24 protein-coding genes are annotated in these 25150 nt (G+C 67.8%); 11 read left to right on the top strand and 13 right to left on the bottom strand.

What is annotated here, in order from left to right; translation table 11 throughout:
- Window positions 1-574 precede the first annotated feature (574 nt).
- The 8 genes from rpmH (at window position 575) to ACQP2T_RS63280 (ending at window position 7317) form a co-directional block, all read left to right on the top strand.
- The gene (gene rpmH / locus ACQP2T_RS63315; RefSeq protein ID WP_093172456.1) at window positions 575-712 is read left to right on the top strand and encodes a 50S ribosomal protein L34; all 138 of its coding nucleotides are present in this window, start codon (window positions 575-577) and stop codon (window positions 710-712) included.
- A gap of 59 nt (window positions 713-771) precedes the next feature.
- A complete protein-coding gene (gene rnpA, locus ACQP2T_RS63310; protein ID WP_225300917.1) occupies window positions 772-1137 on the top strand; it encodes a ribonuclease P protein component in 366 nt (121 codons plus the stop codon).
- A 17-nt stretch (window positions 1138-1154) separates the two neighbouring features.
- On the top strand, window positions 1155-1412 hold the full coding sequence (yidD, locus tag ACQP2T_RS63305) for a membrane protein insertion efficiency factor YidD (protein ID WP_357655404.1): 258 nt from the start codon (window positions 1155-1157) through the stop codon (window positions 1410-1412).
- A 4-nt stretch (window positions 1413-1416) separates the two neighbouring features.
- The gene (gene yidC / locus ACQP2T_RS63300) at window positions 1417-2370 is read left to right on the top strand and encodes a membrane protein insertase YidC (RefSeq protein WP_433514135.1); all 954 of its coding nucleotides are present in this window, start codon (window positions 1417-1419) and stop codon (window positions 2368-2370) included.
- A gap of 20 nt (window positions 2371-2390) precedes the next feature.
- The gene (locus ACQP2T_RS63295; protein ID WP_433514134.1) at window positions 2391-2879 is read left to right on the top strand and encodes a protein jag; all 489 of its coding nucleotides are present in this window, start codon (window positions 2391-2393) and stop codon (window positions 2877-2879) included.
- A gap of 373 nt (window positions 2880-3252) precedes the next feature.
- The gene (gene rsmG, locus ACQP2T_RS63290; RefSeq protein ID WP_358534826.1) at window positions 3253-3912 is read left to right on the top strand and encodes a 16S rRNA (guanine(527)-N(7))-methyltransferase RsmG; all 660 of its coding nucleotides are present in this window, start codon (window positions 3253-3255) and stop codon (window positions 3910-3912) included.
- Window positions 3913-4049: 137 nt separating this feature from the next.
- Window positions 4050-4985, top strand: a complete 936-nt coding sequence (locus tag ACQP2T_RS63285; protein ID WP_433514133.1) for a ParA family protein — start codon at window positions 4050-4052, stop codon at window positions 4983-4985.
- 1369 nt (window positions 4986-6354) lie between these two features.
- Entirely contained in the window at window positions 6355-7317 is a 963-nt protein-coding gene (locus tag ACQP2T_RS63280; RefSeq protein WP_433514132.1) for a ParB/RepB/Spo0J family partition protein, read from the top strand.
- Between the two features lie 1075 nt (window positions 7318-8392).
- Here ACQP2T_RS63280 and ACQP2T_RS63275 read toward each other — a convergent pair.
- The gene (locus ACQP2T_RS63275) at window positions 8393-8773 is read right to left on the bottom strand and encodes a hypothetical protein (protein WP_433514131.1); all 381 of its coding nucleotides are present in this window, start codon (window positions 8771-8773) and stop codon (window positions 8393-8395) included.
- 80 nt (window positions 8774-8853) lie between these two features.
- Entirely contained in the window at window positions 8854-9216 is a 363-nt protein-coding gene (locus ACQP2T_RS63270; protein ID WP_433520020.1) for a hypothetical protein, read from the bottom strand.
- Between ACQP2T_RS63270 and ACQP2T_RS63265 the strand changes: the two genes are divergently transcribed.
- The gene (locus ACQP2T_RS63265; RefSeq protein ID WP_433514130.1) at window positions 9109-9432 is read left to right on the top strand and encodes an alpha/beta hydrolase; all 324 of its coding nucleotides are present in this window, start codon (window positions 9109-9111) and stop codon (window positions 9430-9432) included. The two genes, ACQP2T_RS63270 and ACQP2T_RS63265, sit on opposite strands and share 108 nt — an antisense overlap.
- Window positions 9433-9755: 323 nt before the next feature.
- Here the strand turns inward: ACQP2T_RS63265 and ACQP2T_RS63260 are convergent, their stop codons facing one another.
- The 3 genes from ACQP2T_RS63260 to ACQP2T_RS63250 form a co-directional block, all read right to left on the bottom strand.
- Window positions 9756-10808 (bottom strand): threonine aldolase family protein, encoded by a 1053-nt coding sequence (locus ACQP2T_RS63260; RefSeq protein ID WP_433514129.1) that lies wholly within the window; start codon window positions 10806-10808, stop codon window positions 9756-9758.
- 530 nt (window positions 10809-11338) lie between these two features.
- The gene (locus ACQP2T_RS63255) at window positions 11339-12295 is read right to left on the bottom strand and encodes a D-alanine--D-alanine ligase family protein (protein WP_433514128.1); all 957 of its coding nucleotides are present in this window, start codon (window positions 12293-12295) and stop codon (window positions 11339-11341) included.
- A gap of 169 nt (window positions 12296-12464) precedes the next feature.
- Window positions 12465-13811 (bottom strand): PLP-dependent aminotransferase family protein, encoded by a 1347-nt coding sequence (locus ACQP2T_RS63250; protein ID WP_433514127.1) that lies wholly within the window; start codon window positions 13809-13811, stop codon window positions 12465-12467.
- A 154-nt stretch (window positions 13812-13965) separates the two neighbouring features.
- On the opposite strand from ACQP2T_RS63250, the gene ACQP2T_RS63245 reads away from it, so the two are divergent.
- Window positions 13966-14583: a GNAT family N-acetyltransferase gene (locus tag ACQP2T_RS63245; protein ID WP_433514126.1), complete on the top strand. Its 618-nt coding sequence runs from the start codon at window positions 13966-13968 to the stop codon at window positions 14581-14583.
- A gap of 91 nt (window positions 14584-14674) precedes the next feature.
- On the opposite strand, the gene trxA is transcribed toward ACQP2T_RS63245, so the two are convergent.
- The 8 genes from trxA to ACQP2T_RS63205 form a co-directional block, all read right to left on the bottom strand.
- On the bottom strand, window positions 14675-14989 hold the full coding sequence (trxA, locus tag ACQP2T_RS63240; RefSeq protein ID WP_433514125.1) for a thioredoxin: 315 nt from the start codon (window positions 14987-14989) through the stop codon (window positions 14675-14677).
- A 10-nt stretch (window positions 14990-14999) separates the two neighbouring features.
- Entirely contained in the window at window positions 15000-15932 is a 933-nt protein-coding gene (trxB, locus tag ACQP2T_RS63235) for a thioredoxin-disulfide reductase (RefSeq protein ID WP_433520006.1), read from the bottom strand.
- Between the two features lie 147 nt (window positions 15933-16079).
- Window positions 16080-16955 (bottom strand): anti-sigma factor family protein, encoded by an 876-nt coding sequence (locus tag ACQP2T_RS63230; RefSeq protein WP_433514124.1) that lies wholly within the window; start codon window positions 16953-16955, stop codon window positions 16080-16082.
- Entirely contained in the window at window positions 16945-17580 is a 636-nt protein-coding gene (gene sigM, locus ACQP2T_RS63225; RefSeq protein WP_433514123.1) for an RNA polymerase sigma factor SigM, read from the bottom strand. The genes ACQP2T_RS63230 and sigM overlap by 11 nt, the downstream gene beginning before the upstream one ends.
- A 16-nt stretch (window positions 17581-17596) precedes the next feature.
- On the bottom strand, window positions 17597-19111 hold the full coding sequence (locus tag ACQP2T_RS63220) for a protein kinase family protein (RefSeq protein WP_433514122.1): 1515 nt from the start codon (window positions 19109-19111) through the stop codon (window positions 17597-17599).
- Between the two features lie 166 nt (window positions 19112-19277).
- Window positions 19278-20891 (bottom strand): murein biosynthesis integral membrane protein MurJ, encoded by a 1614-nt coding sequence (murJ, locus tag ACQP2T_RS63215; RefSeq protein WP_433514121.1) that lies wholly within the window; start codon window positions 20889-20891, stop codon window positions 19278-19280.
- Window positions 20888-23005, bottom strand: a complete 2118-nt coding sequence (locus ACQP2T_RS63210; protein ID WP_433514120.1) for a DUF6049 family protein — start codon at window positions 23003-23005, stop codon at window positions 20888-20890. Before ACQP2T_RS63210 ends, murJ begins: the two co-directional genes overlap by 4 nt.
- Before the next feature lie 47 nt (window positions 23006-23052).
- Complete coding sequence (locus ACQP2T_RS63205; RefSeq protein WP_433514119.1) at window positions 23053-23577, bottom strand: aminoacyl-tRNA deacylase; 525 nt, start codon at window positions 23575-23577, stop codon at window positions 23053-23055.
- 149 nt (window positions 23578-23726) lie between these two features.
- Between ACQP2T_RS63205 and ACQP2T_RS63200 the strand changes: the two genes are divergently transcribed.
- Complete coding sequence (locus tag ACQP2T_RS63200) at window positions 23727-25148, top strand: CCA tRNA nucleotidyltransferase (protein ID WP_433520005.1); 1422 nt, start codon at window positions 23727-23729, stop codon at window positions 25146-25148.
- Window positions 25149-25150: the final 2 nt, after the last annotated feature.

Here is a 25150-nt window from a genome sequence, read left to right as displayed (position 1 = left end):
GTGCGGTACCCCTCCTTCCTCTCGCGGCCCCCCGCGATCGATCGTTTACCGCCTGCCCAGTGCGGGCATTGGTGCTGTTGCGGCCTGATTAGTGGCGCTTCGCACACGTACGTCACAAGTCGTCGGCGCACCGTCACTGGCTGTCCACCGGGGCGAGTTATCCACATGGAGCTCCCACCCGCAAGGGCGGCCGGCGCCTTGGTCCACAGCGTGTCGGCCGAGCTGGACACCCACACCATCCACAGGCCATCCACAGGTTACGCACAGGCCTTGAGCGGCTCTGGGAGGGCTGACAGTAGCTCTGTGCACAGCTGTGTTCAAGCGTTGTCCACAGCCTAGTGGTACCTGAGTGCACATACTGTGGACGTGGCCGAGGATGTGGAAAACCCGCATGTGGATTAGTGGATAACCTCGTTCGCCGGGCCGCCAGTTTGACCTGGGGCATGCTTGCCCCGTAACGTGCCATGGTCGGCTTGTCACGCGACGGCTATTTCGCGTGCCCTCGCTCTCTTGGCAAGCCAGCCATGTGTGTATCAGCGCCCTTGCGGCGCACCTTCAAGCCTGGAGCCCACCCGTGAGCAAGCGTACTTTCCAGCCGAACAACCGTCGCCGCGCGAAGACCCACGGCTTCCGGCTGCGGATGCGCACCCGGGCCGGTCGCGCCATCCTGGCCGCTCGCCGCCGTAAGGGCCGCGAAACGCTGTCGGCCTGATCGACTCGCGTCCGATAGTCCGCCCGCCGGTGAAGTCCGCCGGCGGGCGATAGGCGTATATGGTGCTTTCCCGTCAATCCCGCATGCGACGCGGGGAGGAGTTCGAGGCGGCCGTCAAGCGTGGGAAGCGCGCGGGTCGTCCTACCCTGGTAGTGCATCTAAGCATTTCTGGGGATTCGACGCCTCTGGTTGGTTTCGTGGTGAGCCGAGCTGTGGGTGGCGCCGCCGTCCGTAACAAGGTCAAGCGGCGGCTCCGACACCTGATGCGGGACCGTCTCGACCGGCTCCCGCGAGGTAGCCTGCTGGTGGTACGCGCCAATCCACCGGCCGCGTCAGCGCGATACGAGCACCTTGCCGCCGAGCTCGACCTCGCGTTGGATCGTTTGTTCAGGCGGCGCGAGTCCGCGATGGATGGACACAGATGACGGAGCAGCCGCAAGGGATGCCGAGCCTCCCCGCTCGGGCATTGATCATCCCGATCCGGTTCTATCGGGCCTTCATCAGCCCGATGCTCGGTCCACGTTGCCGTTTCTATCCGTCGTGCAGTGCCTACGGGCTCGAAGCGATAGCCGTACACGGTGCATTGCGCGGCACATGGCTGACTGTCCGGCGCATCGGGCGGTGCCACCCATTCCATCCCGGAGGTATAGACCCGGTGCCCCCACGCCCGGTTCGGTCCCACGAAACGCAAGGGAGATAGCTCGGTGGAGCTGTCCTGGCTGAGCTGGCTCTATGAAGCCGTAGCCCATGTCATCATCTGGATCCATCAGGGATACAGCACATTCCTCAACCCGGACAGCGGGCTGACATGGGCCCTGACCATCATCACGCTGACCGTTTTCATGCGGGTCCTGATCTTCCCGCTCTTCCTGAAGCAGATGCGCTCGTCGCGCAAGATGCAGGAACTCGCCCCCAAGGTGGCAGAGCTCCGCAAGCGCTACAAGAACGACAAGCAGCGCATGAACCAGGAAGTCATGGCGGTCTACCAGGGCGCGGGCGCCAACCCGCTCGGTGGCTGCCTGCCCGTGGTCGCGCAGTTCCCCATCTTCATCTCGATGTTCACCGTGCTGCGGGCCATGGCCGACGGCCGCCCGGTCTACGGCATGTCGCAGCAGCTCGTCGACAGCGCCCGATCCGCGCACATCTTCGGCGCGCCGCTGCCGGCCAGCTTCTGGATGTCGCAGGCCCAGGTCGAGGGTTTCGGGGCCACCGTCGTCACGACGAAGATCGTGCTGGGCGTCTTCGTGGCGATCAGCTCGCTGACCACGTTCCTCACCGTCCGGCAGAGCGTCACCCGCTCCATGGCCCAGATGCCGGACAACCCCATGGCGCAGCAGCAGAAGATCCTGATGTACATCTCTCCGCTGTTCGCCTTCTTCAGCCTGAACTTCCCGCTCGGCCTGATCATGTACTGGGTCACCACGAACCTGTGGACGCTCGGTCAGCAGCACTGGTTCTACAGCCGCCACCCGATGCCGCAGTTCGACGCCAAGGGCAACGTGATCCCGGTCGAGCCGAAGGCCGGTCTGCTCTCGAAACTCCGTAAGGGCGCCACTCCGGAAGAGGAAGTGCCTTCCGCGCCGCCGGAGCCTAAGATCATTCGGCAGCAGCCCAGTCGTCAGTCCCGCAGCAAGCGCACCGGCAGCAAGAAGTCGTGAACACGAAGGAGAGGCCGGCCATGACCGAGGCCGAGCAGGAGAAGACTCCTGATCTCAACGCGCTCGAGCAGGAAGGCGAGATCGCGGCAGACTACGTCGAGGGTCTCCTGGATATCGCCGACATCGACGGCGACATCGACATGGACGTCGAGGGTGACCGCGCGATGGTCTCGGTCGTGGGCCTCAAGGGCACCGGCCTCGTCGGGCCCGAGGGGGAGGTTCTGGAGGCGCTCCAGGAGCTGACCCGCCTGGCCGTGCACCGGCAGACGGGGGAGCGGTCCCGGCTGATGCTCGACGTCGCCGGCTACCGCGAGCGGCGCCGCGCCGAGCTCACCAAGCTCGGCACCGAGATCGCCAACGAGGTGAAGGAGAAGGGCGAGCCCAAGGCGCTGCACGCGATGACGCCCTTCGAGCGCAAGATCGTCCATGACGCGGTGGCGGCCGCCGGGCTCCGTAGCGAGTCCGAGGGGGAGGAACCGCACCGCTACGTGGTCGTCCTCCCGGTCTGACCACACGTACGTACGCACACTCGCTCGCCGACCGGCCGCCGTCCCGCACTCGGGGGACGGCGGCCGGTTCGCGTGAGGGCATTCTTGATGTACGTACAGCTTGTCCGCTCCATGGTCTATTGCTCCCCTATTTGCCCTTTGGCATTTTTTGTGAAATTTGGAGCATTATGATCATTTCCAAGTCTTCCGCGACTTCCACCTCGGCGCGGAGTGCGGGGAGTGTGGCGCGCGTCCCTCATTCAGGGCGGCCCGCTAGTCTTCCCAAGTGATCGCTCACCTAGCCTTGAGTAGAGACCATCGCCCATGACCCCCGAGGAAGGGCCACCCACCAGTGACCGACGAGCTGCCGCCTCCGCCCGACGAAGCGCGTGAGCTGCCGCCTCCGCCCGATGTGGCGCGAGAGGTCTTCACCGGCGAGGCTTGGGGCCGCGCACAGGCGTTCGCCGAGCTCCTCGCCGGCCCTGGGGTGGTACGCGGGCTGCTGGGCCCACGAGAGGTCCCCCGGATCTGGGATCGTCATCTGCTCAACTGCGCCGTCGTCGCCGAGGCCGTGCCGCCGGAGGTGCGGCTGGTCGACATCGGCTCAGGCGCCGGATTGCCGGGGCTCGTGCTGGCGATCGTACGGCAGGACATCACGGTGACCCTGCTGGAGCCGCTGCTTCGCCGTACCGTCTTCCTGGAGGAGTGCGTCGAAGCGCTCAAACTGGACAACGTCGAGGTGTTGCGCGGTCGCGCGGAAGAGCTGGCGGGCAAGCGCGAATTCGACGTCGCCAGCGCCCGCGCGGTCGCGCCGCTTGACCGGCTGCTGAAGTGGGCCATGCCACTTCTTCGCGAAGGTGGCGAGTTGATCGCCATGAAGGGGGAGCGCGCCGCGGAGGAACTTGCCGAGGCGGAGCCCCAATTGCGGGCCAGCGGGGCGAGGACAGCCGAGCTTGTGACCGTCGGGCGCGGTAAGGTCGAGCCGCCTGCAACATTGGTTCGGGTGGTAGCAGGTCGCGCGCCGGAGCCCGGTAGGCGGCGACGAAGGAGGTGACGGTCGTGCCAATCGCGTCATGCGGTCTTGGCTGGCCGGACAGCCCTCTGTCCGAGAGTCCCAGCGGGGTTGGCTGGCCCGAAATGGGCGTGTCGCGACAGCGAATTCCTGGCACCGGCCTGCCACTGGTTGAAAGGATGGCCAACGTGACCCAGACCCCCCTAAACCCCGGTGATTCGCCGTTGGTACGAGAGGCGCTCAGCTCAGTGGTTTCACGTGAAACATCTGCCACCCAAACAGCCGTCGCCAAGGCGGGCGAAGCGCCTGGGGGAGGCGACGGCGCCTGGCCCAGGCCGCCCAAGTGCCGAGTGATCGCCGTGGCGAACCAGAAGGGTGGCGTCGGAAAGACCACGACCTCGGTCAACATCGCCGCCGCACTCTCGATGCACGGCCAGCGCGTACTCGTGGTCGACCTCGACCCCCAGGGCAACGCCTCCACGGCCTTGGCCACTGAGCACCGGGGCGATGTCCCGGATGTCTATCAGGTGCTCGTTGACGACTTGCCGATGGCCGACATCGTCAAGGAGGTGCCGGACATGCCGGGCCTCTACTGCGCCCCCGCCACCATCGACCTCGCCGGCGCCGAGATCGAGCTCGTCTCACTCGTCGCCCGCGAAGCCCGCCTCAGGCGCGCACTGGGGGCGTTCGAGGAGATCGAGCTCGACTACATCATCATCGACTGCCCGCCGTCGCTCGGCCTCCTGACCGTCAACGCCCTGGTCGCCGCCGAAGAGGTCATGATCCCCATCCAGTGCGAGTATTACGCGCTGGAGGGCCTGGGCCAGCTCCTCCGCAACGTCGACCTCATCAAGGCGCACCTGAACCCCACGCTCAGCCTGTCGACGATCGTCCTCACCATGTACGACGGCCGCACCCGTCTGGCGTCCCAGGTCGCCGACGAGGTCCGCGCCCACTTCGGGGAGACGGTCCTCAGCACGGTCATCCCGCGCAGCGTCCGCCTCTCTGAGGCGCCCAGCTATGGGCAGTCGGTGATGACGTATGACCCTGGCTCGAGTGGCGCCATGGCCTACATGGACGCCGCCCGGGAAATCGCCCATCGCGCCACCGTCTGACCTGTTCGCCGCGTCGTAGGGGGTCGATCCTGTACGTATGTCGTACGGCTTGAATGCGGCGGCTGCCGCCCTGCGAACCACCACCCGTTCCTCCGTTCACTTTCCACGGGCTGTCCGCCGATGGCCCCTTGCTGGGGGCTGGTCCCCGTCTCTTGGGTTCCGTATTCGTACGGACGATCCGCTGCTGCTCGTAGCCCGCATCCACGCAGACCAGCCCTTACCGCTCGTTCCCGCATCCGTATGGCCTCACCGCTCGCCTCCGGCATGAACACGGTCTTCACCGCGCTCGTCTGTCGTATGCCCACGGCCGTCACCGCTCGCCTCTAGCGTCCGCAGGGCCTCACCGCCCGCTTTCGGTATCCACACAGGACCGCTCCCGCTCGTCCCCGGCCCAATGCTCGCTTGCCGCGACGATCTACAAACGGCTTCAGCTCACGGACGACCCGTAGACCGCGCCCAGCTCCCCGCGCCCAGCTCCCCGGCCCTCCCGGCCTCTGCACCCCCGGCCCCGACCCTCCCGGCTCCCGGCTCGCGGCCCCCGGCTCCCGGCCCTCCCGGCTCCCGGCCCTCGGCCCTCGGCCCTCGGCCCCTGGCCCTCCTGGTCCACGGCCCCGACCTCCTCGGCCCTCCCTGCCCCTGCCCCTGCCCCGGGCCCTGCCCCGGGCCCTGCCCCGGGCCCGGGCCCGGGCCCGGGGCAGGGCCCGGGCCCGGGGCAGGGCTGCCGGACTCCCAGACCCCTCCAGATCCCCAGATCCCCGGTTCTCCGGGCTTTCGGACTCCCGCACCCCCCGGCCCGCCGCGCTTCTGTACTGCCCGACCACCGAGCTCCTCGTCCCCCGGGCACTTCCGGACCACCGAGCTCCTCGTCCTCGGCATTCCCAGACCGCCGAACTCGAGCGTGGTCGGGGTGAGCGTGGCGGGGCAAGCGTAGAACTCGGCCAGGCGGCGCCCCGACAGCCCTGTGGGAGCCTTGCAGGCCGAGTAGGGCCTTGCATGCACACTCATGGGACCGCGGTCGCTCACCATGCCCTCGAAGTCCGCGCACACCCACAGGGTCGTGATGCGGGGGCCGACAGCACGGCGTTCGAGGGAAACGCAGCACAACGCGACACGAGGCGGCGCCCACTCCTTGGGGACAAACCCCCACACTCCTGCTCCAAGATCCCAGTCTCTCCGAACGGTCTGTCTACGCGGCCAAACCCATGGGGTAGGGGGCCTGCCGAGTGCATGCCTGGTCGGATGTGTACGCGTGAGGTTGTGGCGGTGTAAATCCGGAGGAACCGCGTGTGGCGAGCGGGCACCCTGTTGCGTTGTCGACGGTAACCTCTCCTGGAGTGACCGGAATCGGCCCGGTGGATGAGGAGAAGCAGTGAGTCAGCATCGGCGGGGACTGGGCAAGGGACTCGGGGCGCTCATCCCGACCGGTCCCATCGTTGACACCACGGGGACAGTTGCCCCCGCGAACGGCGCGACGGCGGAGACCGCCGGCCCGAGGCCGATTGCTGGAGCGTACTTCAAGGAGATCGCCCTCAGCGCGATCGTCCCCAACCCACGCCAGCCCCGTGATGTCTTCGACGACGAGCGGCTCCATGAGTTGTCTGCATCCATCCGCGAGGTTGGTCTGCTGCAACCGATCGTCGTGCGCTCGGTGGGTGGCGGTAAGTACGAGCTGATCATGGGGGAGCGCCGTTGGCGCGCCTGCCAACTGGCCGAGCTCGACCCGATCCCCGCGATCGTCCGCAACACCCAGGACGACGAACTCCTCAGAGACGCTCTGATCGAGAACCTCCAGCGCGAGCAACTCAACGCCTTGGAAGAAGCCGCCGCGTACCAGCAGCTCCTCGATGACTTCCAAGCGACACATGAACAGCTTGCCCAGAAGGTCGGCCGATCCCGTTCTCACATCACCAACACCCTTCGCTTGCTGAACCTTCCGCCGGAGGTTCAGCTCCGCGTCGCCGCCGGCACTGTCAGCGCCGGCCATGCCCGCGCCCTCCTCAGCCTCGACAGCCCGGAAGAGCAGATCCAGCTGGCCAAGCGGATCGTCGCCGAACTGCTCTCCGTCAGAGCAGTGGAGGAGATCGTCTCCCTCGGCAGCTCAAAGGCGGCCCCCAAGGCCACCCGCGACCGCCAGCCCAACAAGCCGTCCGCGCCCGGCCTCGTCCACCTCGCCGACCGCCTCTCGGACCACTTCGAGACCAAGGTCAAAGTCGACCTTGGCCGCCGCAAGGGTCGCATCGTGGTGGAGTTCGCGACGATCGATGACCTTGAGCGCATCATCGGCACCATGGCTCCCGAGGCCGTCCGGGCTATGAAGGACTCCGAAGACTAACCCCTGTTTCACGTGAAACCATTGGCTGTTCCACGTGAAACCATGGCCCGCTTGGCGCCGCTTTGCCCGGATGGCTGTCCGCCGGAGTGGCTCGTGTTTCACGTGAAACACCACCAGCTCCGACGTCACCAACCGCCGCCATATGCGCTGGCGAGTCTCCCGAACGTCGAGGGGCGGTCTCGGCGGGGGCGGCCCATAGAGGCCGAGGGTGGGGTGTAAGGCGGGTCGCGGACGACCTATAGACGCCTTATGGGTGGGTCACGGGCGGGGCCGTGGACGGTGTTCCCCGCAGAGCGGTGTGGCTTCTCCGTCACTCAGCCCTGTTCGTCACTGGTAGAAAGCCCTGCGGCGAGATCGTGATCCACCGTTCAGCGGGACGCCTCCAGGCCGTGCTGTGGGCCGTAGGGCGGCCTGTGGGTTCCCACGCGCGTCGCGGCCAGGCGAGGTGGCACCACGGCCTCATAGCTCTCGATAGCTCTCGGTCCCTGCTTCGTCTCCTGTCGCCTCACGTCTCCTATCGCCCACCGCCTCAGTCGCTCTCGGGACTACACCGCCGTACCGGTCAGCGTCGCACCTTGAGATCACCCCGCCTTCGGGGCCGCACCCCATCGTGGGTTCGCGCCGCGTCGAGGGGCCGCGCCACGTCGTGGAGGCACACCGCATCTAGAGGGCGGGTCACGCCTCGTGCCAGTTGATTGGGAGGCGCCGCGTGAGGGAGACGCATGTCTTGGGTGCCGGCTGACGGCAGCCGGGTGGCGGCTTCGGCGTTGCGCCGTGCCTTCGATGCCCCGCATTCGAGGCGGCGCCGCGCCCGCAGGACCGGTCCGCGTCTTGCTTGGGAGCGCCACTCGCTTGAGAGCGCCACGCGCCTTGTGGGCACCGCGGCTCGAAAGCGGCCTCGCCTTCGGACCGCGCCGCGTCCTGAAGAGCGCGCCGCGTCCTGAGGAGCGCCCCATGTCTTCGGGGCCGCGTCTTCGGAACCGCGCCGTGCTGTTGAGATCGAGCCGCGTTTATCTTGGGTGACTCTTAGCAGCCAGGCATGTCAGTCATGTCAGATGTACTGCCTCGGTACTACCTACCGGCCTGAGCGGGCGGTGGCCGCCGCATCGGCGATGAGTTGCCAGTGCACCGGGATCGGTTCGGGATCGTCCAGTAGTCGGTGCCGGGCTTCGGTCCGCCACTGCTGCTCTACCAGACTGGCCAGCACCTGCGCGGCGGCGTCGACATCCACATGTGCGTTCACGTCGGCCGGGGTGGACGCCGTCGTGGGACGCCTGGCCCAGGCCACCACTGCTCCCACTGCCATTGCCCCGGCCAGTGCCACGGCGACGACGTCGGCGAGGTTGACCTCGGCACCCGGTGTCAACGCCCGCCAGACCGCGACCACCGCGATGACCACCGCCAGGACGGCCAGCACGGCGACGGCGATCCGCCAGCGGGCTTTGCGTCTGTTCACGCCCTTGTCGTCATCGTTGGCGGGCACTCCGGCAGCGGTTGCATGCGAATCGTGACCAGCGGGTCGTTGCCGGCAGGCTCTCAGCGCTGGCGGTGGAGCGGGGTTACGTTCGGCTTGGGCAACTCCGGCTGCGCCCGCAGTTCCTGCTTCTCCAGGGTGAGCTGATGCACGGCCCGAACCAGCGCGGGGACGTCCTCCCGGATCTGGGCGAGTTCCTTGTTCTTGTTCGCGATTGTCTTCTTCAACTTGCGGATCGTCTCGCGCAGGCGCACTTCAACGTCAGGGGTCGCCCCGCGTGCTTTGACGCGCTCGTAGAACTCGTTCCGCAGGTCGGGATGCCGCTGGGTCAGCGCGTTTCTGGGAACGTCGGCTTCGTGGGCGAGCGCGACGATGGTGAGAGCGCCGTTGGAGTTCTGTGGGGTGCCGGCCAGGATGCGGTCCATGGCGGCGCGGATGCGTTCGCGTTCGTCGGGGGCGGGGCTCGTGCCGAGGCCCGCGTACTCACCTACGAGGGCTCGGGGCAAAGCGTGTACGGCCGAAGCGAATGCACCATCGGGGCGATCGACCGCTACCTGATCTCACAGTCAGTCCCGGCCAACGGGGTCCGCTGCCCGGAGGTGCGGCCCTCGATCACGCCCCGAAGAGCAGGCGCCAACTGAGCTTTTGAGCGTCTGCTGTACCTCTCTGGTCGAGAGCATCAGCACCTCGGCACGGTGGCTGCGGTTGGGGAAACTACACCGCGCTGCGGGGACGGCATCCATGGAGTGCTCTAGGGAGAGAGAGTGGTAGATGAGGTGCCTCTGCGCTGGCGGGTAGATGGTTTCACGTGAAACAGGGACCGCCGGTGGCCTGGCCGACCGGCGGCCTGGGGAGGCTTGTTTCACGTGAAACCGTGGACGGAGGGCTTGCGGAGTAGGGAGGCGGGGGAGTCTCACGCGCATGCCAGGGTGGAGGAGCTCACGCGCATGCCAGGGCCGGAGGATCAGGGAAGGACGAGGGACTTGCGGATGTCTTCGAGGAAGTCGTCCACGTGGTCCGGGGTGGTGTCGAAGGCGGTCATCCAGCGGACGGTACCGGCGGCCTCGTCCCAGTAGTGGAACAGGTAGCGGGCGAGGAGGGCGGCCGTGGCTGGTTTGGGGAGGGTGGCGAAGACGGCGTTCGATTGGACGGGGTAGGCCAGGGTGATGCCGGGGAGGTCGGCGATGCCGTTGGCGAGGCGGATGGCCATTTCGTTGGCGTGGGTCGCGTTGTGGCGCCAAAGGTTGTTCGTGAGGAGGGCCGAGAGCTGGGCTGAGACGAAGCGCATCTTGGAGGCCAGCTGGAGGGACTGTCGGCGGAGGAAGGGAATGGCGTGTGTGAGGGAAGGAGAGGAGAGGACCACTACCGCTTCAGCTGCCAGCGCGCCGTTCTTGGTGCCGCCGAAGCTGAAGATGTCCACGCCGACTTCCGTGGTGATGGCGCTGAGGGTGGTGTTCAGGTGGGCGGCCGCGTTCGCCAGTCTGGCGCCGTCCATGTGGAGGAGCAGGCCGGAGGCGTGTGCCGTATCGGCGAGGGCGGCGATTTCTTCGGGGGAGTAGCAGGTGCCCAGTTCGGTTACCTGGGAGATGGAGACGACTCGGGGCTGGGGGTTGTGGTGGCTGCCCAAGGTGTCGAGTCGTGTGGTGATGTCCTGGGGGCGTAGCTTGCCGTCGGCTGTGGGGGTCGTCAGGAGCTTCGAGCCCAGTAGGCGTTCTGTCGCGCCTGTTTCGTGGGTGGCGATGTGGGCGGTGTCGGCGCAGATGATGGCGTCGTAGCGGCCGAGCATGGGGGCGAGGCCGACCATGTTCGCGCCGGCTCCGTTCAGGACGGCGAAGCCTTCCGCCTCGGGGCCGAAGATGTCCTTGATGTGGTCCTGGAAGGTTGATGTCCAGCGGTCGCCACCGTAGGCGGGTGCGTCCCCGTGGTTCGCCGCCGCCATGGCTTCGAGAATGGTGGGGTGGACGCCTGCGTGATTGTCGCTGGCGAAGCTCTTGGGATAGGTCGAATCGATCGGCACCTGCCCAGGCTACTTTCACGACTCACCTCACAAGATTCAGAGAGGCGAGAGGCGAGGGTGGGCCCTGGGTCGTCGGAGGTGTCTGCTGGCTCGGGTGCTGCCTCACTAGTTCGCGGTGATGCGCCCTGCCGTCGGTGATGCGCCTGTTGTGGTGGGAGCCAGGGGATGTGGATCGGCAGCGTGAGCCGAAGGTGTGGGGTCCAAGCTGTGGGTCCAAGCTGTGGTTCAGGCATCGTGGGCCCACCGGGTGTGGGCCTCACCAGGCGTGGACCTCCGCAAGGGGTGCGGGTCCGACGAGGGTGGGCGCAAGGGGGTGATGAGGGCCTCAGGGGTGAGGGCCCGAGAGGGTAAGGGGGGTGCGGGCCGAGTGAGTGTTGGGGGTAACTCCGGACGCGGGGCATGCGACACCGAGGTGAATCCGACACCGGGCCTGCGGGAAGGCCCAACGGGTCAGAGGCCAGCGCCGCAAACAGAGGTAGACGTCGTATCTAACCCTTAAGCGCCAGGGGAGAGCGGAGGACCCGTAGACCTCAAGCGTGTACGCGGGAGGCGGCGTTCTGCAGGAGGATGCGGCAGAGGTCGCCCAGGTCCTGGCCCGCGGCCTCCGCCGCCATCGGCAGCAGCGACGTCTCCGTCATCCCAGGGGCCACGTTGACCTCCAGGAAGTGGGGCTGGTCTGAGGCGTCGACGATGAGGTCGGTGCGGGAGATGTCCCGGAGTCCCAGGGCGGTGTGGGCCGTCACGGCGGTTTCGGCGCAGGCCGCGGCCGCCTCGGCGGAGAGGCGGGCGGGCGCGAAGAACTCGGTGTGGCCGGCGGTGTAGCGGGCCGCGTAGTCGTAGACGCCCTCGTCCGGGACGATCTCGACGGCGGGCAGGGCGATCGGGCCGTTGCCCAGGTCGACGACCGAGACCGCTACTTCGACGCCCGCCACGTACCGCTCGATCAGCGCCGTGTCGCCGTACGCGAAACAGCCGACCATCGCGGCCGGGAGCTCTTCGGCGGTGCGGACGATCGAGGCGCCCAGGGCGGAGCCGCCGCGGGCGGGCTTGACGAACAGGGGGAGGCCGAGATGTTCCACGATGCGGCCCAGGACGACCGTGGCGCCGAGGTCGTGGAAGGTCTCCTTGGGCAGGGTGACCGACTCGGGGGTGCGCAGGCCGACCGAGCGTACGACGCCCTTGGCGGTGGGCTTGTCGAAGGCGACGCGGCAGGCGTCGGGGTCGGCGCCGACATAGGGGACGTTCAGCAGTTCGAGGATGGAACGGATGGCGCCGTCCTCGCCCGCGCCGCCGTGCAGCGTGACGAAGACCGCGTCCGGTGGGTCGGCCAGGATGGACGGCACGAGGGACGCGTCGGTGTCGCGGGCCTCCACGTCGATGCCCGCCGCCCGCAGCACCTCACTCACCCGGCGACCGGAGCGCAGGGACACCTCCCGTTCATAGGAGAGGCCCCCGGCCAGCACGAGCACGTGGCCCAGATCGCTCATTTGTTCTCCTCCGCTGATCGCACGCTGTCCAACCGTACCGGGGCTGGGGTGGAATGGTGTACGGCAGGCGCTTTCTACCGTGCGGGCCATGACCAACGGTATGCATAGATATGCACTGCGAGGGGAACAGCCGGCGCCTCAACCGAGACGCCGGCCGACGAGAAGCGGATCAGGCCAGGTCAGGTCCGGGCGTGTCCACTCCCGCATGCCCCCGAGCCGACCCCGTCCCGAACGTGTCCCGCAGCTGGATCTCCTGCTCGATCACCCCAGCCAGCCGCCGGACTCCTTCCCGAATCCGGTCCGGCTCAGGGAAGCAGTAGGACAGGCGCATCTGCCGAGCCCCGCTCCCGTCGGAGAAGAACCCGGTCCCCGGTACGAACGCCACCCGCTCCGCCACTGCCCTCGGCAGGATGGCCTTCGAATCCAGGCCCTCCGGCAGCGTCGCCCACACGAAGAAGCCCCCGGCCGGTCGTGTCCAGGTGACCTCGGGGGGCATGAGCGCCGAGAGCGCGTCGAGCAGCGTGTCACGTCGCTCGCGATAGAGCTCCCTGAACGTTTTGATCTGCTCCTGCCACGGCTGCGTGGCGAGGTACTGGCCCACGGCCAGCTGAGTGAAGGACGAGTGCGACAGTACGGCCGACTCCATCGCCAGCACGAGCTTGTCGCGGACGGCGTGCGGCGCCAGCGCCCAGCCGACCCGGAACCCAGGGGCGAGTGTCTTGGAGAACGACCCGAGATAGACCACGCCGTCGGGATTGTCGGCCCGCAGCGCGCGCATGGGCTCGCCGTCGAAGCCGAGCAGCCCGTACGGGTTGTCCTCGATGATGAGCACTCCGGCCCGCTGGCAGATGTCGAGCACCTGCTGCCGCCGCGCCAGGTTCAGGGTGACACCGGCGGGGTTGTGGAAGGTCGGGATCGTGTAGAGAAACTTGATCGGGGCGCCCGCGGTCTCCAGCGCGTAGATGGTCTGCGCGAGGGACTCGGGAATGATGCCCTGATCGTCCATGGCGATATGCACCACTTTGGCCTGGTATGCGGCGAAAGTTCCGAGGGCGCCTACGTACGACGGGCCTTCGGCCAGCACCACGTCACCCGGGTCGATGAAGATCCGGGTGACCAAATCAAGCGCTTGCTGCGAACCTACGGTGACGACCACGTCGTTCGCCCCGGCCTGGATCCCCTCCAGCCGCATCACGTCGCAGATCTGCTCGCGCAGGTGCGGATCGCCCTGGCCGGAGCCGTACTGCAACGCGACGGGGCCGCGCCTGGTGACCAGATCGGACACCAGCTCGCCGACCATGTCGAGGGGGAGGGCCGTGACGTACGGCATGCCGCCGGCGAGCGAGACCACCTCGGGCCTCGACGCGACGGCGAAAAGAGCTCGGATCTCGGAGGCGACCATCCCGGTAGCTCGTGCGGCGTACCGATCGACGTAGGCGTCGATGCGCGACCCTTGGGTCGCGGGCGTCTGACCGTGATCCAGCTCTCCTGTCACGGTCCACCTCCTTGGTGTCATTTGTCGCTGAACTACCAGATTACGGCAGTCGGACATGTCGGCTGTGACCGGGCTCGACCGTCGTGGTACCCGATGGCGGGACGTCACTGGGCTACGATGCCAGCTGGGGACGCGTTTTTCGCGCGCTTTTCCGGGTCAACGATTGGGGCCGTAGTTGTCGCGTCGGCTGGTCAACATAACCCTGGACAATCTGGATGATCTGCCGCGCCGCTGCCGGCGGTGCGTCTTTTGGGAGCTCGACCCGGTCAGCGGGGAGCGCGCGATCGATTCCGGTGGTCCAGAGCTGGAGAAAGAGGCATGGATCTCCGGCACGCTGCTCGAATGGGGCAGCTGCGGCAAGATCGTGTACGTCGACGGGGTGCCCGCCGGATTCGTCGTCTACAGCCCGCCGCTCTACAGCCCCCGCTCGGTGGCCTTCCCCACCTCGCCGGTCAGTGCCGACGCGGTGCTGCTGATGACCGCGCACATCATTCCGGAGTTCTCGGGCGGCGGTCTGGGCCGGATGCTGATCCAGGGCGTGGCCAAGGACCTGACGCGACGTGGCGTGAAGGCCATCGAGGCGTTCGGCGACCTCAAGTGGGAGGAGCCGAGCTGCGTGGTCCCGGCCGACTATCTGCTTTCCGTGGGCTTCAAGACGGTACGCCCGCATCTGCGCTTCCCCCGGCTCCGGCTGGAGCTGAAGACCGCCGTCTCGTGGCGCGAGGACGTCGAGGTGGCCCTGGAGCGCCTACTCGGCTCCATGAGCCCAGAACGCGCTCTTCGCCCCGTCTGACGCCATCTCAAGGACGCCAAAGGCGAACAGGCAGAAGCCCCCTGAGCGAACCATCGCCAGGGGGCTTCTCACTGAAACGCTGCGGGCGTCGTCAGATGATGCCCTCGAGCTCGCGCAGCAGCATGGCCTTCGGCTTGGCGCCGATGATCTGCTTCACGACCTCTCCACCCTGGTAGACGTTCAAGGTGGGGATTTGGAGCACACCGTAGTCACGCGGGACATTCGGGTTCTCGTCGATGTTGAGCTTGACGATCTCCAGCTTGTCGCCGTGCTCCTTGGCGATCTCCTCGAGGATGGGAGATACCTGACGGCATGGGCCGCACCACTCGGCCCAGAAGTCAACGAGCACGGGCTTGTCGCTCTTGAGGACCTCGGCCTCGAAGGTGGCGTCGGTTACTGCCTTCACGGTGCGCTCCTTAGTTTTCGTTCGAGGCCAGCCAGCGCTCGGAGTCGAGTGACGCCGAGCAGCCGGTGCCGGCCGCGGTGATGGCCTGCCGATAGATGTGGTCGACGAGGTCGCCCGAGGCGAAGACGCCGTCGATGTTGGTCGCCGTGCTGGGCGCGGCCACCTTGACGTAGCCGTCCTCGTCGAGGTCGATCTGGCCCTTGACCAGATCACTGCGCGGGTCGTGGCCGATCGCCAGGAACAGCGCGTCGGTGGCCAGCTCGCATTCCTCGCCCGTCTTGAGGTTGCGCAGCTTGACGGCCTCGACCCTGTCCGCGCCGAGGACGTCGACGACCTCGCTGTCCCAGACGAAGCGGATCTTGTCGTTCGCGAACGCCCGCTCCTGCATGATCTTGCTGGCCCGCAGTTCGTCACGGCGGTGCACGACGGTGACCATGCGGCCGAAGCGGGTCAGGAACGTGGCCTCCTCCATCGCGGTGTCACCACCGCCGACGACCACGATGTCCTTGTTGCGGAAGAAGAAGCCGTCACAGGTGGCACACCAGGAGACGCCCCGCCCGGACAGGCGCTTCTCGTTGACCAGGCCCAGCTCGCGGTAGCCGGAGCCCATCGCCAGGATGACCGACTTGGCGTAGTAGGTCTCGCTGTGGGTCTTGATCACCTTGGGATTGGCCTCAAGGTCCACTTCGAGTACGTCGTCCGCGACCAGCTCGGCGCCGAACCGCTCGGCCTGCTTACGCAGGTTGTCCATCAGATCGGGGCCCATGATGCCGTCGGGGAAACCGGGGAAGTTCTCGACATCGGTGGTGTTCATCAGCGCGCCGCCCGCCGTCACCGAGCCCTCGAAGACCAACGGCTTGAGCTCGGCGCGCGCGGAGTAGACGGCCGCCGTGTATCCAGCGGGGCCGGATCCAATGATGATCACGTTACGCACGTCGCTCAACGCTCTCACGCCTTCCTAGTCTGCTCTTGCCTGTCGCCTCAACAGATCCTAGGCCGCCGTGATTCCCGGCCCCGTCCTCAACGCACGCCGAAAACGAAAGAGCCCGCCGAAGCGGGCTCTGACGTGGGCAATTAAGGGATCACCGAACTACCAGCGCCCCACCATGGGCTTACGCAGGCTCTTGCAGTTGAACGGGTCGACGATGTCGACGCGGAGCGTCTTGGCCGCCTTGTTCTTCCAGGAGGTCATGATGATGGCCTCCGACCCGTTGTACTGGCCCTGGTCGACCGCGAAGACCTTGAGCTTCGTACGGTTGGCCACCCGGCTGACGCACTTGTCGACCACGTCGATGTCCGAGGAACCGCCACCCGCTATGGGCGCGGGCCCGAAGATGCCTTCAAGCGGCTGCCGCAGCGACTTGTCGCTGTAGTTGTACCCGCTGTCGGTCAGCGCGTACGCCCTGCGCGGCACCTCCACCTTGGGCGGCGGCGACGACGCCTCACCGGTCAGCAACTGCTTCCCGCTGGCGATGGTGCCACCACCACCGCCCGTGAGCAGGCCGGTGGAGAGCACCGCGGTGCCCACCACAGCCGCCGTGGCAGCAGCGGCGACCGCGGGCATCGCCCATCGGCGCCGTCGTGCGGCCGTGCGCTTGGCAGGGACGATGGTGCCGTCGTCGGAGACCACCCCGAGGCGTACCGGCTCCCGCGGGGCTTGCTCCCACGGGGAGTCCCGCATGAGCTCATCCCAGTTGGGGGGTTCCGCCAGGCCGACACCACCCCCGCGGGCGGATCCCGCCTCGGCGGCCAGCGCCTTGTCGATGCGCAGTGCGACCCCCATCGGCATGGCCGGTGTCGGAGTCGCCGCGAGCACCTCGCGAACCGCTGCCAGGTCGGCCAGTAGCTCCCCACAGGGGTCGCATACCGCGAGATGCTCGCGGACCTGGCGGGCCGTGCCAGCGTCTAGGAGACCCTCGGCCAGCTCGGCCAGGATTTCCAGATCGTAGTGCGTATCACCCGTCACGAAGTTCTGCTCCCTTCGCGGATGAGACGCGACCGAGGTCCGATCGGTTCCGCAGATGCGAAAGAATTGGGGCAAGTTTCGCGCGCCCCCGCGCACACCGGCTCTTCACCGTCCCGCTGGGCACTTCAAGCACCTGAGCTGCGTCTTCGACCGAATAGCCCATCATGTCGACGAGCACCAGTGCGGCGCGCTGGTCGGTCGGAAGCAGTTTCAGTGCGGCCGAAACCTCCATCGAAACCTCACGCTCACCCGTCTGGTCGGGCATCGGCGTGTCACGCTCGGCGGCCTCGATGAGCTCGTCATCGGCGACCGGTCTGACGGACTTGCGGCGCATCCGGTCGAGGCAGGCGTTCACCACGATCCGGTGCAGCCAGGTCGTGACCGCGGCCTCGCCGCGGAACGTGCTCGCCTTCCGGTAGGCGGAGACGAAGGCGTCCTGCACCGCGTCGGCCGCTTCGTCGGGATCGCCCAGCGTGCGCAGGGCCACGGCCCACATGCGGTCACGGTGTCTCTTGACGATCTCGCTGAAGGCGTGAGGATCCCCGTTGATGTGCGCGGTCAGCAGCTCGGCGTCGGTGACGGCGGGCCGCTCCGCGGAGGAGGGTGGCTCGGGTGGGGAGTTCACAAGAGGGATTCCTGGGTTATGCCGATCCGGGAGAATGCACCACTACTTCATAGATGGTGCCATGAAACTTGCCCGCATCTGCCGGAAGACGGGTAAACCAGATCAAAACGTACCTGCCGCTTGCGGCTTGATCAGGCTTCAAGGTGATCTTTCCGGACCCGTTCTTCTCTTTGGCGACGGTCTTCAGCGAGCCCAACTCGGGCGAGTCGCCGACCTTCAGCTCGACGCTCGCGCCCGATGCATCGGCCAGCGTAGCCACCACGTCGCCGATGGGCATGCTCTTGCCCATATCGAGCAGCAATCCCACCCCGGCCTTGAGGTTGCCCAGGTCGGCGCTGTTGTAGTTCTCCGTTTTCCAGAGCGTGCTGGGCTTGCCGTCGATGGCGAGCGGCGCCATCTCGTTCTTCTCATCCCGGTCGGCGAGCGGATCGAAGCCGGTCGCCTTCTCCGGCTTCACGACGACCATCGGCTGCGCCGACGCGGAGGCCGAGGTGCTCGGGGAGGTCTCCGCCTGAGGGGAGTTGGGACTGCCCAGACTGCGGCCGATCGTCCAGGCCCCGACGCCGACCGCGGCGATGACGAGCAGCACCACGACGGTCATCAGCACCCGGTTGATCATGCTGCCGCCGCTGGGCGGGCGGGGCGGCATGGGCCTGGGCTGCGTCGGCAGCGGTGGGCGCGGCGGGCGCCGCTCGGTCTCGATGCCCTCGGAGTGCGAGACCGACTGCACCGCCGGCGTCTGGGAATAGGCGATCGGGATCGGCATGGGCCGGGCCACGTTGGCGAGCGCGTCGGCGATCTCGGACGGGCTGGACAGGGCGGCCTGCCCCTTGCGGGACTCGGGCAGGCAGGACCTGATGGTGACCGCGTCGAGGTATCCGGGCACTCCGGCGGTGACCTGACGGGGCGTGCAGAAGTGCCCGTCGATCATCGGCGCCGTGGGCAGGCCGCCTTCTTCCTCGTCACCCGGCCAGTGGCCGGACAGCCCCGCGTACAGCAGGCGGCCCAGCCCTTCGGCGTCGTCGAGGGCGGGCTGGTCGGTGGTGAGGCCGGACAGGGCGGCGTCGACCGCGACGCCGAGCACCTTGACCGTGTTGCCGGTCGTCCACACCAGGTGCGCGGGGCGCAGGCACAAATGGTAGAGGTCGGCCTCATGCGCGTGGGTCAGCGCCTCGGCCGCCTCGGCGACCAGGCCGGCGGCCCGTTCCGGCTCCAGCGGGCCGGCCGCGAGCAGGTCGGACAGAGTGTCGCCGGTGACCCACTCGCTGACCACGTACGAATGATCGTCGTGCTCGGCGGCGTCGAACACCTGCGTCAGGCGCGGATCGGTGAGCCTGCTGGCGGCGCGGGCGGCCGTGACCACCTCGTGGACGCGGGGAAAGTCAGGGGAGAAGGTGTGGACCGCGACGGGCCGGGCGAGGATCTCGTCGATGGCTTTCCACAGGGTGGCTCCATCGGACTCGGTCACCCGGTCCTCCAGCCGGAAGCGTTCGGCGAGACGGGTGCCGGGTTCGACCGACGACGTGCTCACTGACTGACTCCGCTCGGCCGCTCGGGGGTGCTCATGACTCGACTCACCTGCGTGGGGGTGTACCACGTAGGCACGCTATGCCGGGTGGATCCGCCCACGCCCCTCCTGCTTCCATTCGCGCCGTGTCGGCACCATGCTAGTGCCGCGCCGATTCCACCCGCGTTCCTTACCTGCCTACCCGCCCGGCAACCATTCCAACGATCGAGTTGATCTCCGGGATACGCATGCGATGAGCCACTCCCAGATACAACAGCATGCCCAGACCGCCGCCCACGGCCAAGGCGATCACCGAGTTGAGGAAGGTGAGCCCGCCGAACACATCCTGAACCGCCCAGACGGCCACCAGCGCCAGTGCCGCCGCGGGCAGTGCGGACAGGTACATCCTCGTCAGAGCCATCCCGATCTTCCAGCCGCCCAGCCCCTTGACCCGGCGGGCGGCGAGAATCCAGGCGCCGCCGGCCCCGATGGTGTAGGCGACGGCGTAGGCGAAGGCCAACCCCATCACCGCGTACCGAGCCGGCAGCAGGACGTTGAAGACTACCATCAGCAGCGCGTTGACCGCCGTCGTCGCCGCGCCCACATAAACGGGCGTCCGGGTGTCGCCGAAGCTGTAGAAGACTCGCAGCAGCAACTGGAAGATCGAGAACGGCACCAGCGCCAGGCCGTAGACCTGCAGCACGTTGCCGATGTAGACGGCCGCGTCGGCCGAGGTGACACCGTGGGCGTACAACGGCACGGTGATCGCCGGGCCGAGCACCATCAGCAGCAGCGACACCGGGACCATCACCGAGCTGATCAGCCGCACGCTCGACCCGAACTCGGAGCGGACCTCGTCGAGCTGCCCGGCCTCGACCGCCCGGCTCATCCTGGGCAGCATGGCCGTGATCACCGAGACGCCGATGACACCGTAGGGCAGCTGGAAGAGCTGGAAGGCCAGGGTGTACGGGCTGATGCCGTGGCCGGGCACCGCGTCGCCCGCCGCGCTGGACAGGTTGGTCGTCAGCATGAAGCCGAGCTGCGTGACCACCACGTAGCCGATGGTCCAGATCCCGGCCCGGCCCATCTCGCCGAGCCGCGCGTTGCGCACGTCGAAGCGCGGGACGAAGGAGAACCCGATCCGCTTGAGCGCGACGATCAGCACGGCGGCCTGCGCCACGATGCCCGCCGTGGTGCCCAGGCCGAGCAGCGCGATCTGGCCGTTGGAGACCAGGGCGATGTCGCCGCCCGTCTGGCCGGCCACCACCATGTAGAGCACGAGCACACAGATGACCACGAGGTTGTTGACCACCGGCGCCCACATGGGAGCCGCGTAGCGGTCACGCGTGTTGAGAATGGCCCCGGCCACCGCGCCGACGCCGAAGAAGGCCAGCTGCGGCAGGATGAACCGGGCGAGGAGCACCGCGACCTCGAACTTGCGGCTGCCGGGCACCCAGTCGGTGGTGTAGAGGTCGATGAGCAGCGGGGCCGCCAGCACGGCGAGCACGGCGACGACCAGCAGCGCGGCCGTGGCCAGCGTCATGAGCCGCTGCTCGTACGCCCGGCCGCCGTCGTAGTCGCGCTGCTGCGCCTTGACGATCATCGGCACCACGACACTGCTGAGCACGCCGAGCAGCAGCAGGTCGAGAATGCTGTACGGGATCGCGTACGCGGCGTTGTAGGCGTCACCCATGGCGAGGGTGCCGATCGCCGAGGCGAGCACCATCGTCCGCACGAATCCCGTGACCCTGGACACCATCGTGCCCGCCGCCATGATGGCGCTGGCCCGCAACATGCGGCTCATACGATCTCACTCTCCCGGCTCTTTGCGGCCCGAGCGAGCCGTCGCTGCGATCTGCGCCGTAGCACCCGTGTCACGACCGCGGCGAGCATGACCGTCAGCGCCGCTCCGACGATGACCAGGGCGATCCCTGTGTAGCCGGTGGTGCGGATCGTCAGCTTGACGGGCTTGCCGTACGGCAGGCCGTTCCTGGTCGTCAGCTGGACGCTCACCGTGGCGTCACCGCTGGTCGTCGCGTTCATCCCCACCTGGACGCCGCCATTTTGATCGTTGGGGATCGTCAGCAGCTTCTTGACCGGCGTGTTGTCGATCTGGAGGAGCCCGGGGTTGTTGCTCTTCACGTCGATGTAGAGGGCGACCGTCTCACCGATCGAATTCTTCACGCTGATGGGCACCTGGCCGTTGCTCCCGGCCAGCTGGCGGGTGCCGTCGGGGCCGGCGCCGGTTATCGAGATCTTGTTCATCTGGGCCTGGACTGCCCCGTCGACCAGCTTGGTGGCCGCGCGGCCCGCGCGCGTGTTGTTGCGCCAGGACGAGGAGGCCAGCCTGAGCACCGCGGCGTCGAAGTCGGAGTGTGGCTTGGGCTCCTCGGCGATCAGGGCGGTGAGCTGTGCCTTCTCGGCGACTTTCTTGAGCGGGCCGAGGTATTTGGCGCTGAGCTCGTCCTTGCGGTCCTGGTCGGTGTAGGTGAGCGCGGCCCTGGGCACGGACGCCTTGCTCGGTTTGAGCGAGTCGAGCTTGGTCAGCCTCAGCCACGGCAGCCGGTTCGCGGTCTTGAGCAGGGTGTTGACCAGCTTCGGGTTCGGGTCCCAGCGGCGCGAGGGCGCGATGACCAGCGACCGGGGATTGGTCTGGCCAGGCTCGGCGGCGACCATCGCGGTCTCGGCGATGAAGCGCTGCTTGCTCAGGAAGACCGAACCCGGCGTGGTGGAGTCGGGCTCGAAGGTGCGCGTGAGCTCCGCGTCGGCGACCAGCGCGGTGACCGTCCCCTCGACGGCGTCGAGCGTGGTGACGGCGTCGGGCGTGAACGTGACCGGCGGCTGCGGCGGCAGGTTCGTGGAGTTGAGCAGGACCCGGTTGACCTTGGCGACGTTGAGCAGGTCGAGCGCGTCGGGATCGAGCACGCCCGCGACCGGCCAGTTCGTCGTCAGCGACACGTCGCGCTTGAGCAGCTCCGTGGCGACCTGGCCGCCCATCGCGATCGCCGTGGCGGTCTGGCCGTCCAGCCCCTGGTGGGCGAGCGCGGCGACGTCGGGATCGGCGTACGGCGTGGCCACGACCGGGGAGGAGGCCAGCGCGGTGCGCAGCGAGTTGAGCCACTGCGTGGCGTTGGGGTCGGCGGCCTGGTCCTTGCCCTTGAGCCGGTGCTTGCGAGACAAGGCCTGCACGTCGTCGAGGAGCGCGGGGTCCATGAACCAGGTGACGTCCTTTGGCGCCGTGGCGGCGATGCCGGCCAGCTCGGCGAGCCGGCCCTTGCCGGTCAGCTGCGAGCCCAGCTTGTCGTCGACGAAGTTGTCGTTCTCGGCGCGATGCGTCTGGTCGATGATGGGCAGCGCGATGGCCAGCCGGTTGCGCGGCAGTTTCTGCGGGGTCGGCGGCGCGTACGTCAGGTAGGTGCGCTGCGGAGTGGAGATCGGCACAGTGAACCGGGCCACGTCGACGGCGATCGGATAGACACCGAACGACGTCAGCCCGAGCTGCGCGGGCGTCCGCGTGATCTCGAAGGGCTTGGACGCGCCCGCCTCCAGGGCGGGGAGCAGCACGGCCGAGCTGGACGAGACCTGCCCTGGCAGAGTCGCCGAGTTCTGGTCGGTCTGGTAGGCGGTCATGGTGGCGCGGTCGGGGAACTTCTGCGCTGTGTACAGCAGCCGGACGCTCAGCCCGGTCATCGTCTCGCCGGTGTCGTTACGGACCACGCCGGCGATCTTGATCGGCGTGGTCAGGCTCGACGGCACATCGGGTGTGATGGAGGTGATCGACACGTCCATCGACTGCCTGCTCGCCTTCCCGGCGGCCGGGCCCGGCGTCTTTGTGGCAGCAGTACTCGGCGTCGTCACGGCCATGGGCGTGAGCAACGCGGCGGACAGTACGGCGAGGAGCGAGACCTTACGGATCACGCGTCCGCCCGAGCTGGAGTACGACGCACGCCCGCAATGGTACGGGTTCAGTGCCGTATCGCGACCGCCTGGCGGGATCCCCTGGGTCGCGGGATCCGCAGGTTCACGGTCTTACCGGGCAGGAGTGTCAGCAGGTCAAGGGCGCGCATGGAGAGGGCTGTGTGGCGTTCCCCGGTGGCCGTGAAGATCGGGTCGGTATCGGCGCGGAGGCGGTCGTCCACCGCCACGGCCAGGCCCTCGGGCAGCAGCAACGGGCTGACGAGCCCGGCCGCGTAGTCTGTGGCGGAATTGACCAGAAAGTCGGGGGCGAGGCGTACCTGCCGCACGCCGAGCGCGCCGCAGACGGCCCCGGCCTGCGGTGGGTCCGAGACGGCGGAGACGACGGCGACGACGACCTCGCGGCCGATTCTCGTGGCGACCTCGAACACCGTGACCGCCACGCACCGCCCGGGCGCGGCGGAGACCGCCTCAGGCAACTCGTCCACGCAAGTCATGGGGCGCGGAAGGCGTACGATCTCATGATGGACCTGGTGTGCGAGGAGCCAGCGGTGGATCGCGAGGGCGTCCTTCATAGAAGACCTCCTGGCCTGGTTCCATGGCCCCCGACGGTCCCCTGACCGACGGTAACCCCGACTGGATATTGCTCGGGGGATATGTTCCGGAATCAAAGGACCTACCCAGCTTGTCCGACTCAAATCTGACCGAAAGCCAGCAGCGGGCCATGACCGACCTGTTCCGTAAGATCGCTCCAGTGGCCGACGAGCTCGGCCGGTTGTTCGCCGCGCATGGGCACGAGCTGGCCCTCGTCGGCGGCCCGGTGCGCGACATCCTGCTCGGCCGCGTGGGCAACGATCTCGACCTGACCACCGACGCCAGGCCCGAACGGGTCCTGGAAATGGTCCGTGATTGGGCTGACTCGGTCTGGACGATCGGCATCGACTTCGGCACGGTCGGCGTGCGGAAGGGCGGCTCGCTGCTGGAGATCACCACCTACCGCAGCGAGTCGTACGACCCCAAGTCCCGCAAGCCGGAGGTCATGTACGGCGAGACGCTGGAGGCCGACCTGGAGCGGCGCGACTTCGCGGTCAACGCGATGGCCGTGCGGCTGCCGGGGCACGAGTTCGTCGACCCCTACGGCGGCCTGACCGACCTGTCGGCCAAGCTGCTGCGCACGCCGGGCACGCCCGAGCAGTCCTTCGACGACGACCCGCTGCGCATGCTGCGCGCCGCCAGGTTCGCCTCGCAGCTCGGCTTCACGGTCGACGCCAAGGCGCTCGGGGCGATGACCGACATGGCGGAGCGCATCGAGATCGTCTCGGCCGAGCGCATCCGTGACGAGCTCGACAAGCTGATCTGCGGCACCTACCCGCGCGAGGGCCTGCGCCTGCTGGTCGAGACCGGGCTGGCCGCGCACGTGCTGCCCGAGCTGCCCAAGCTGCGCCTGGAGATCGACGAGCACCACCGGCACAAGGACGTCTACGAGCACACGCTGACCGTTCTCGACCAGGCCATCGCCCAGGAGGACGACGGCAAGCCCGACCGGATCCTGCGCTGGGCCGCGCTGCTGCACGATATCGGCAAGCCCAAGACGCGGCGGCACGAGCCGGGCGGCCGGGTCTCCTTCCATCACCACGAGGTGGTGGGGGCGCAGATGGCCAAGAAGCGCATGACCGAGCTCAAGTTCCCCAAGGACGTGGTGGCCGATGTGTCGCAGCTGGTGGAGCTGCACCTGCGCTTCCACGGTTACGGCACGGGGGAGTGGACCGACAGCGCGGTGCGCCGCTATGTGCGCGACGCCGGTCACCTGCTCGACCGGCTCCACAAGCTGACCAGGGCCGACTGCACGACGCGCAACAAGCGCAAGGCGGCCACGCTGTCGCGTACGTACGACCAGCTAGAGGAGCGCATCGCCCGGCTGGCCGACGAGGAGGAGCTGGCCAAGATCCGCCCGGAGCTCGACGGCAACGAGATCCAGCGGATCCTCGGCGTCGGTCCCGGCCCGATCGTCGGGCGGGCGTACAAATTCCTGCTGGAGCTCCGCCTGGACAAGGGGATGGTCGGCAAGGAGACCGCCACCGAGGCGCTGCTGGAGTGGGCGCGGGAGAGCGGTGCGTCACCCGCCGGCGACACGGCGTCGGCCTGATA

It is taken from the genome of Nonomuraea sp. CA-143628, assembly GCF_050942315.1.
GTDB lineage: Bacteria > Actinomycetota > Actinomycetes > Streptosporangiales > Streptosporangiaceae > Nonomuraea.
Note: the sequence above shows the minus strand (reverse complement) of the source record. Positions and strands in the feature narration are given on the sequence as shown.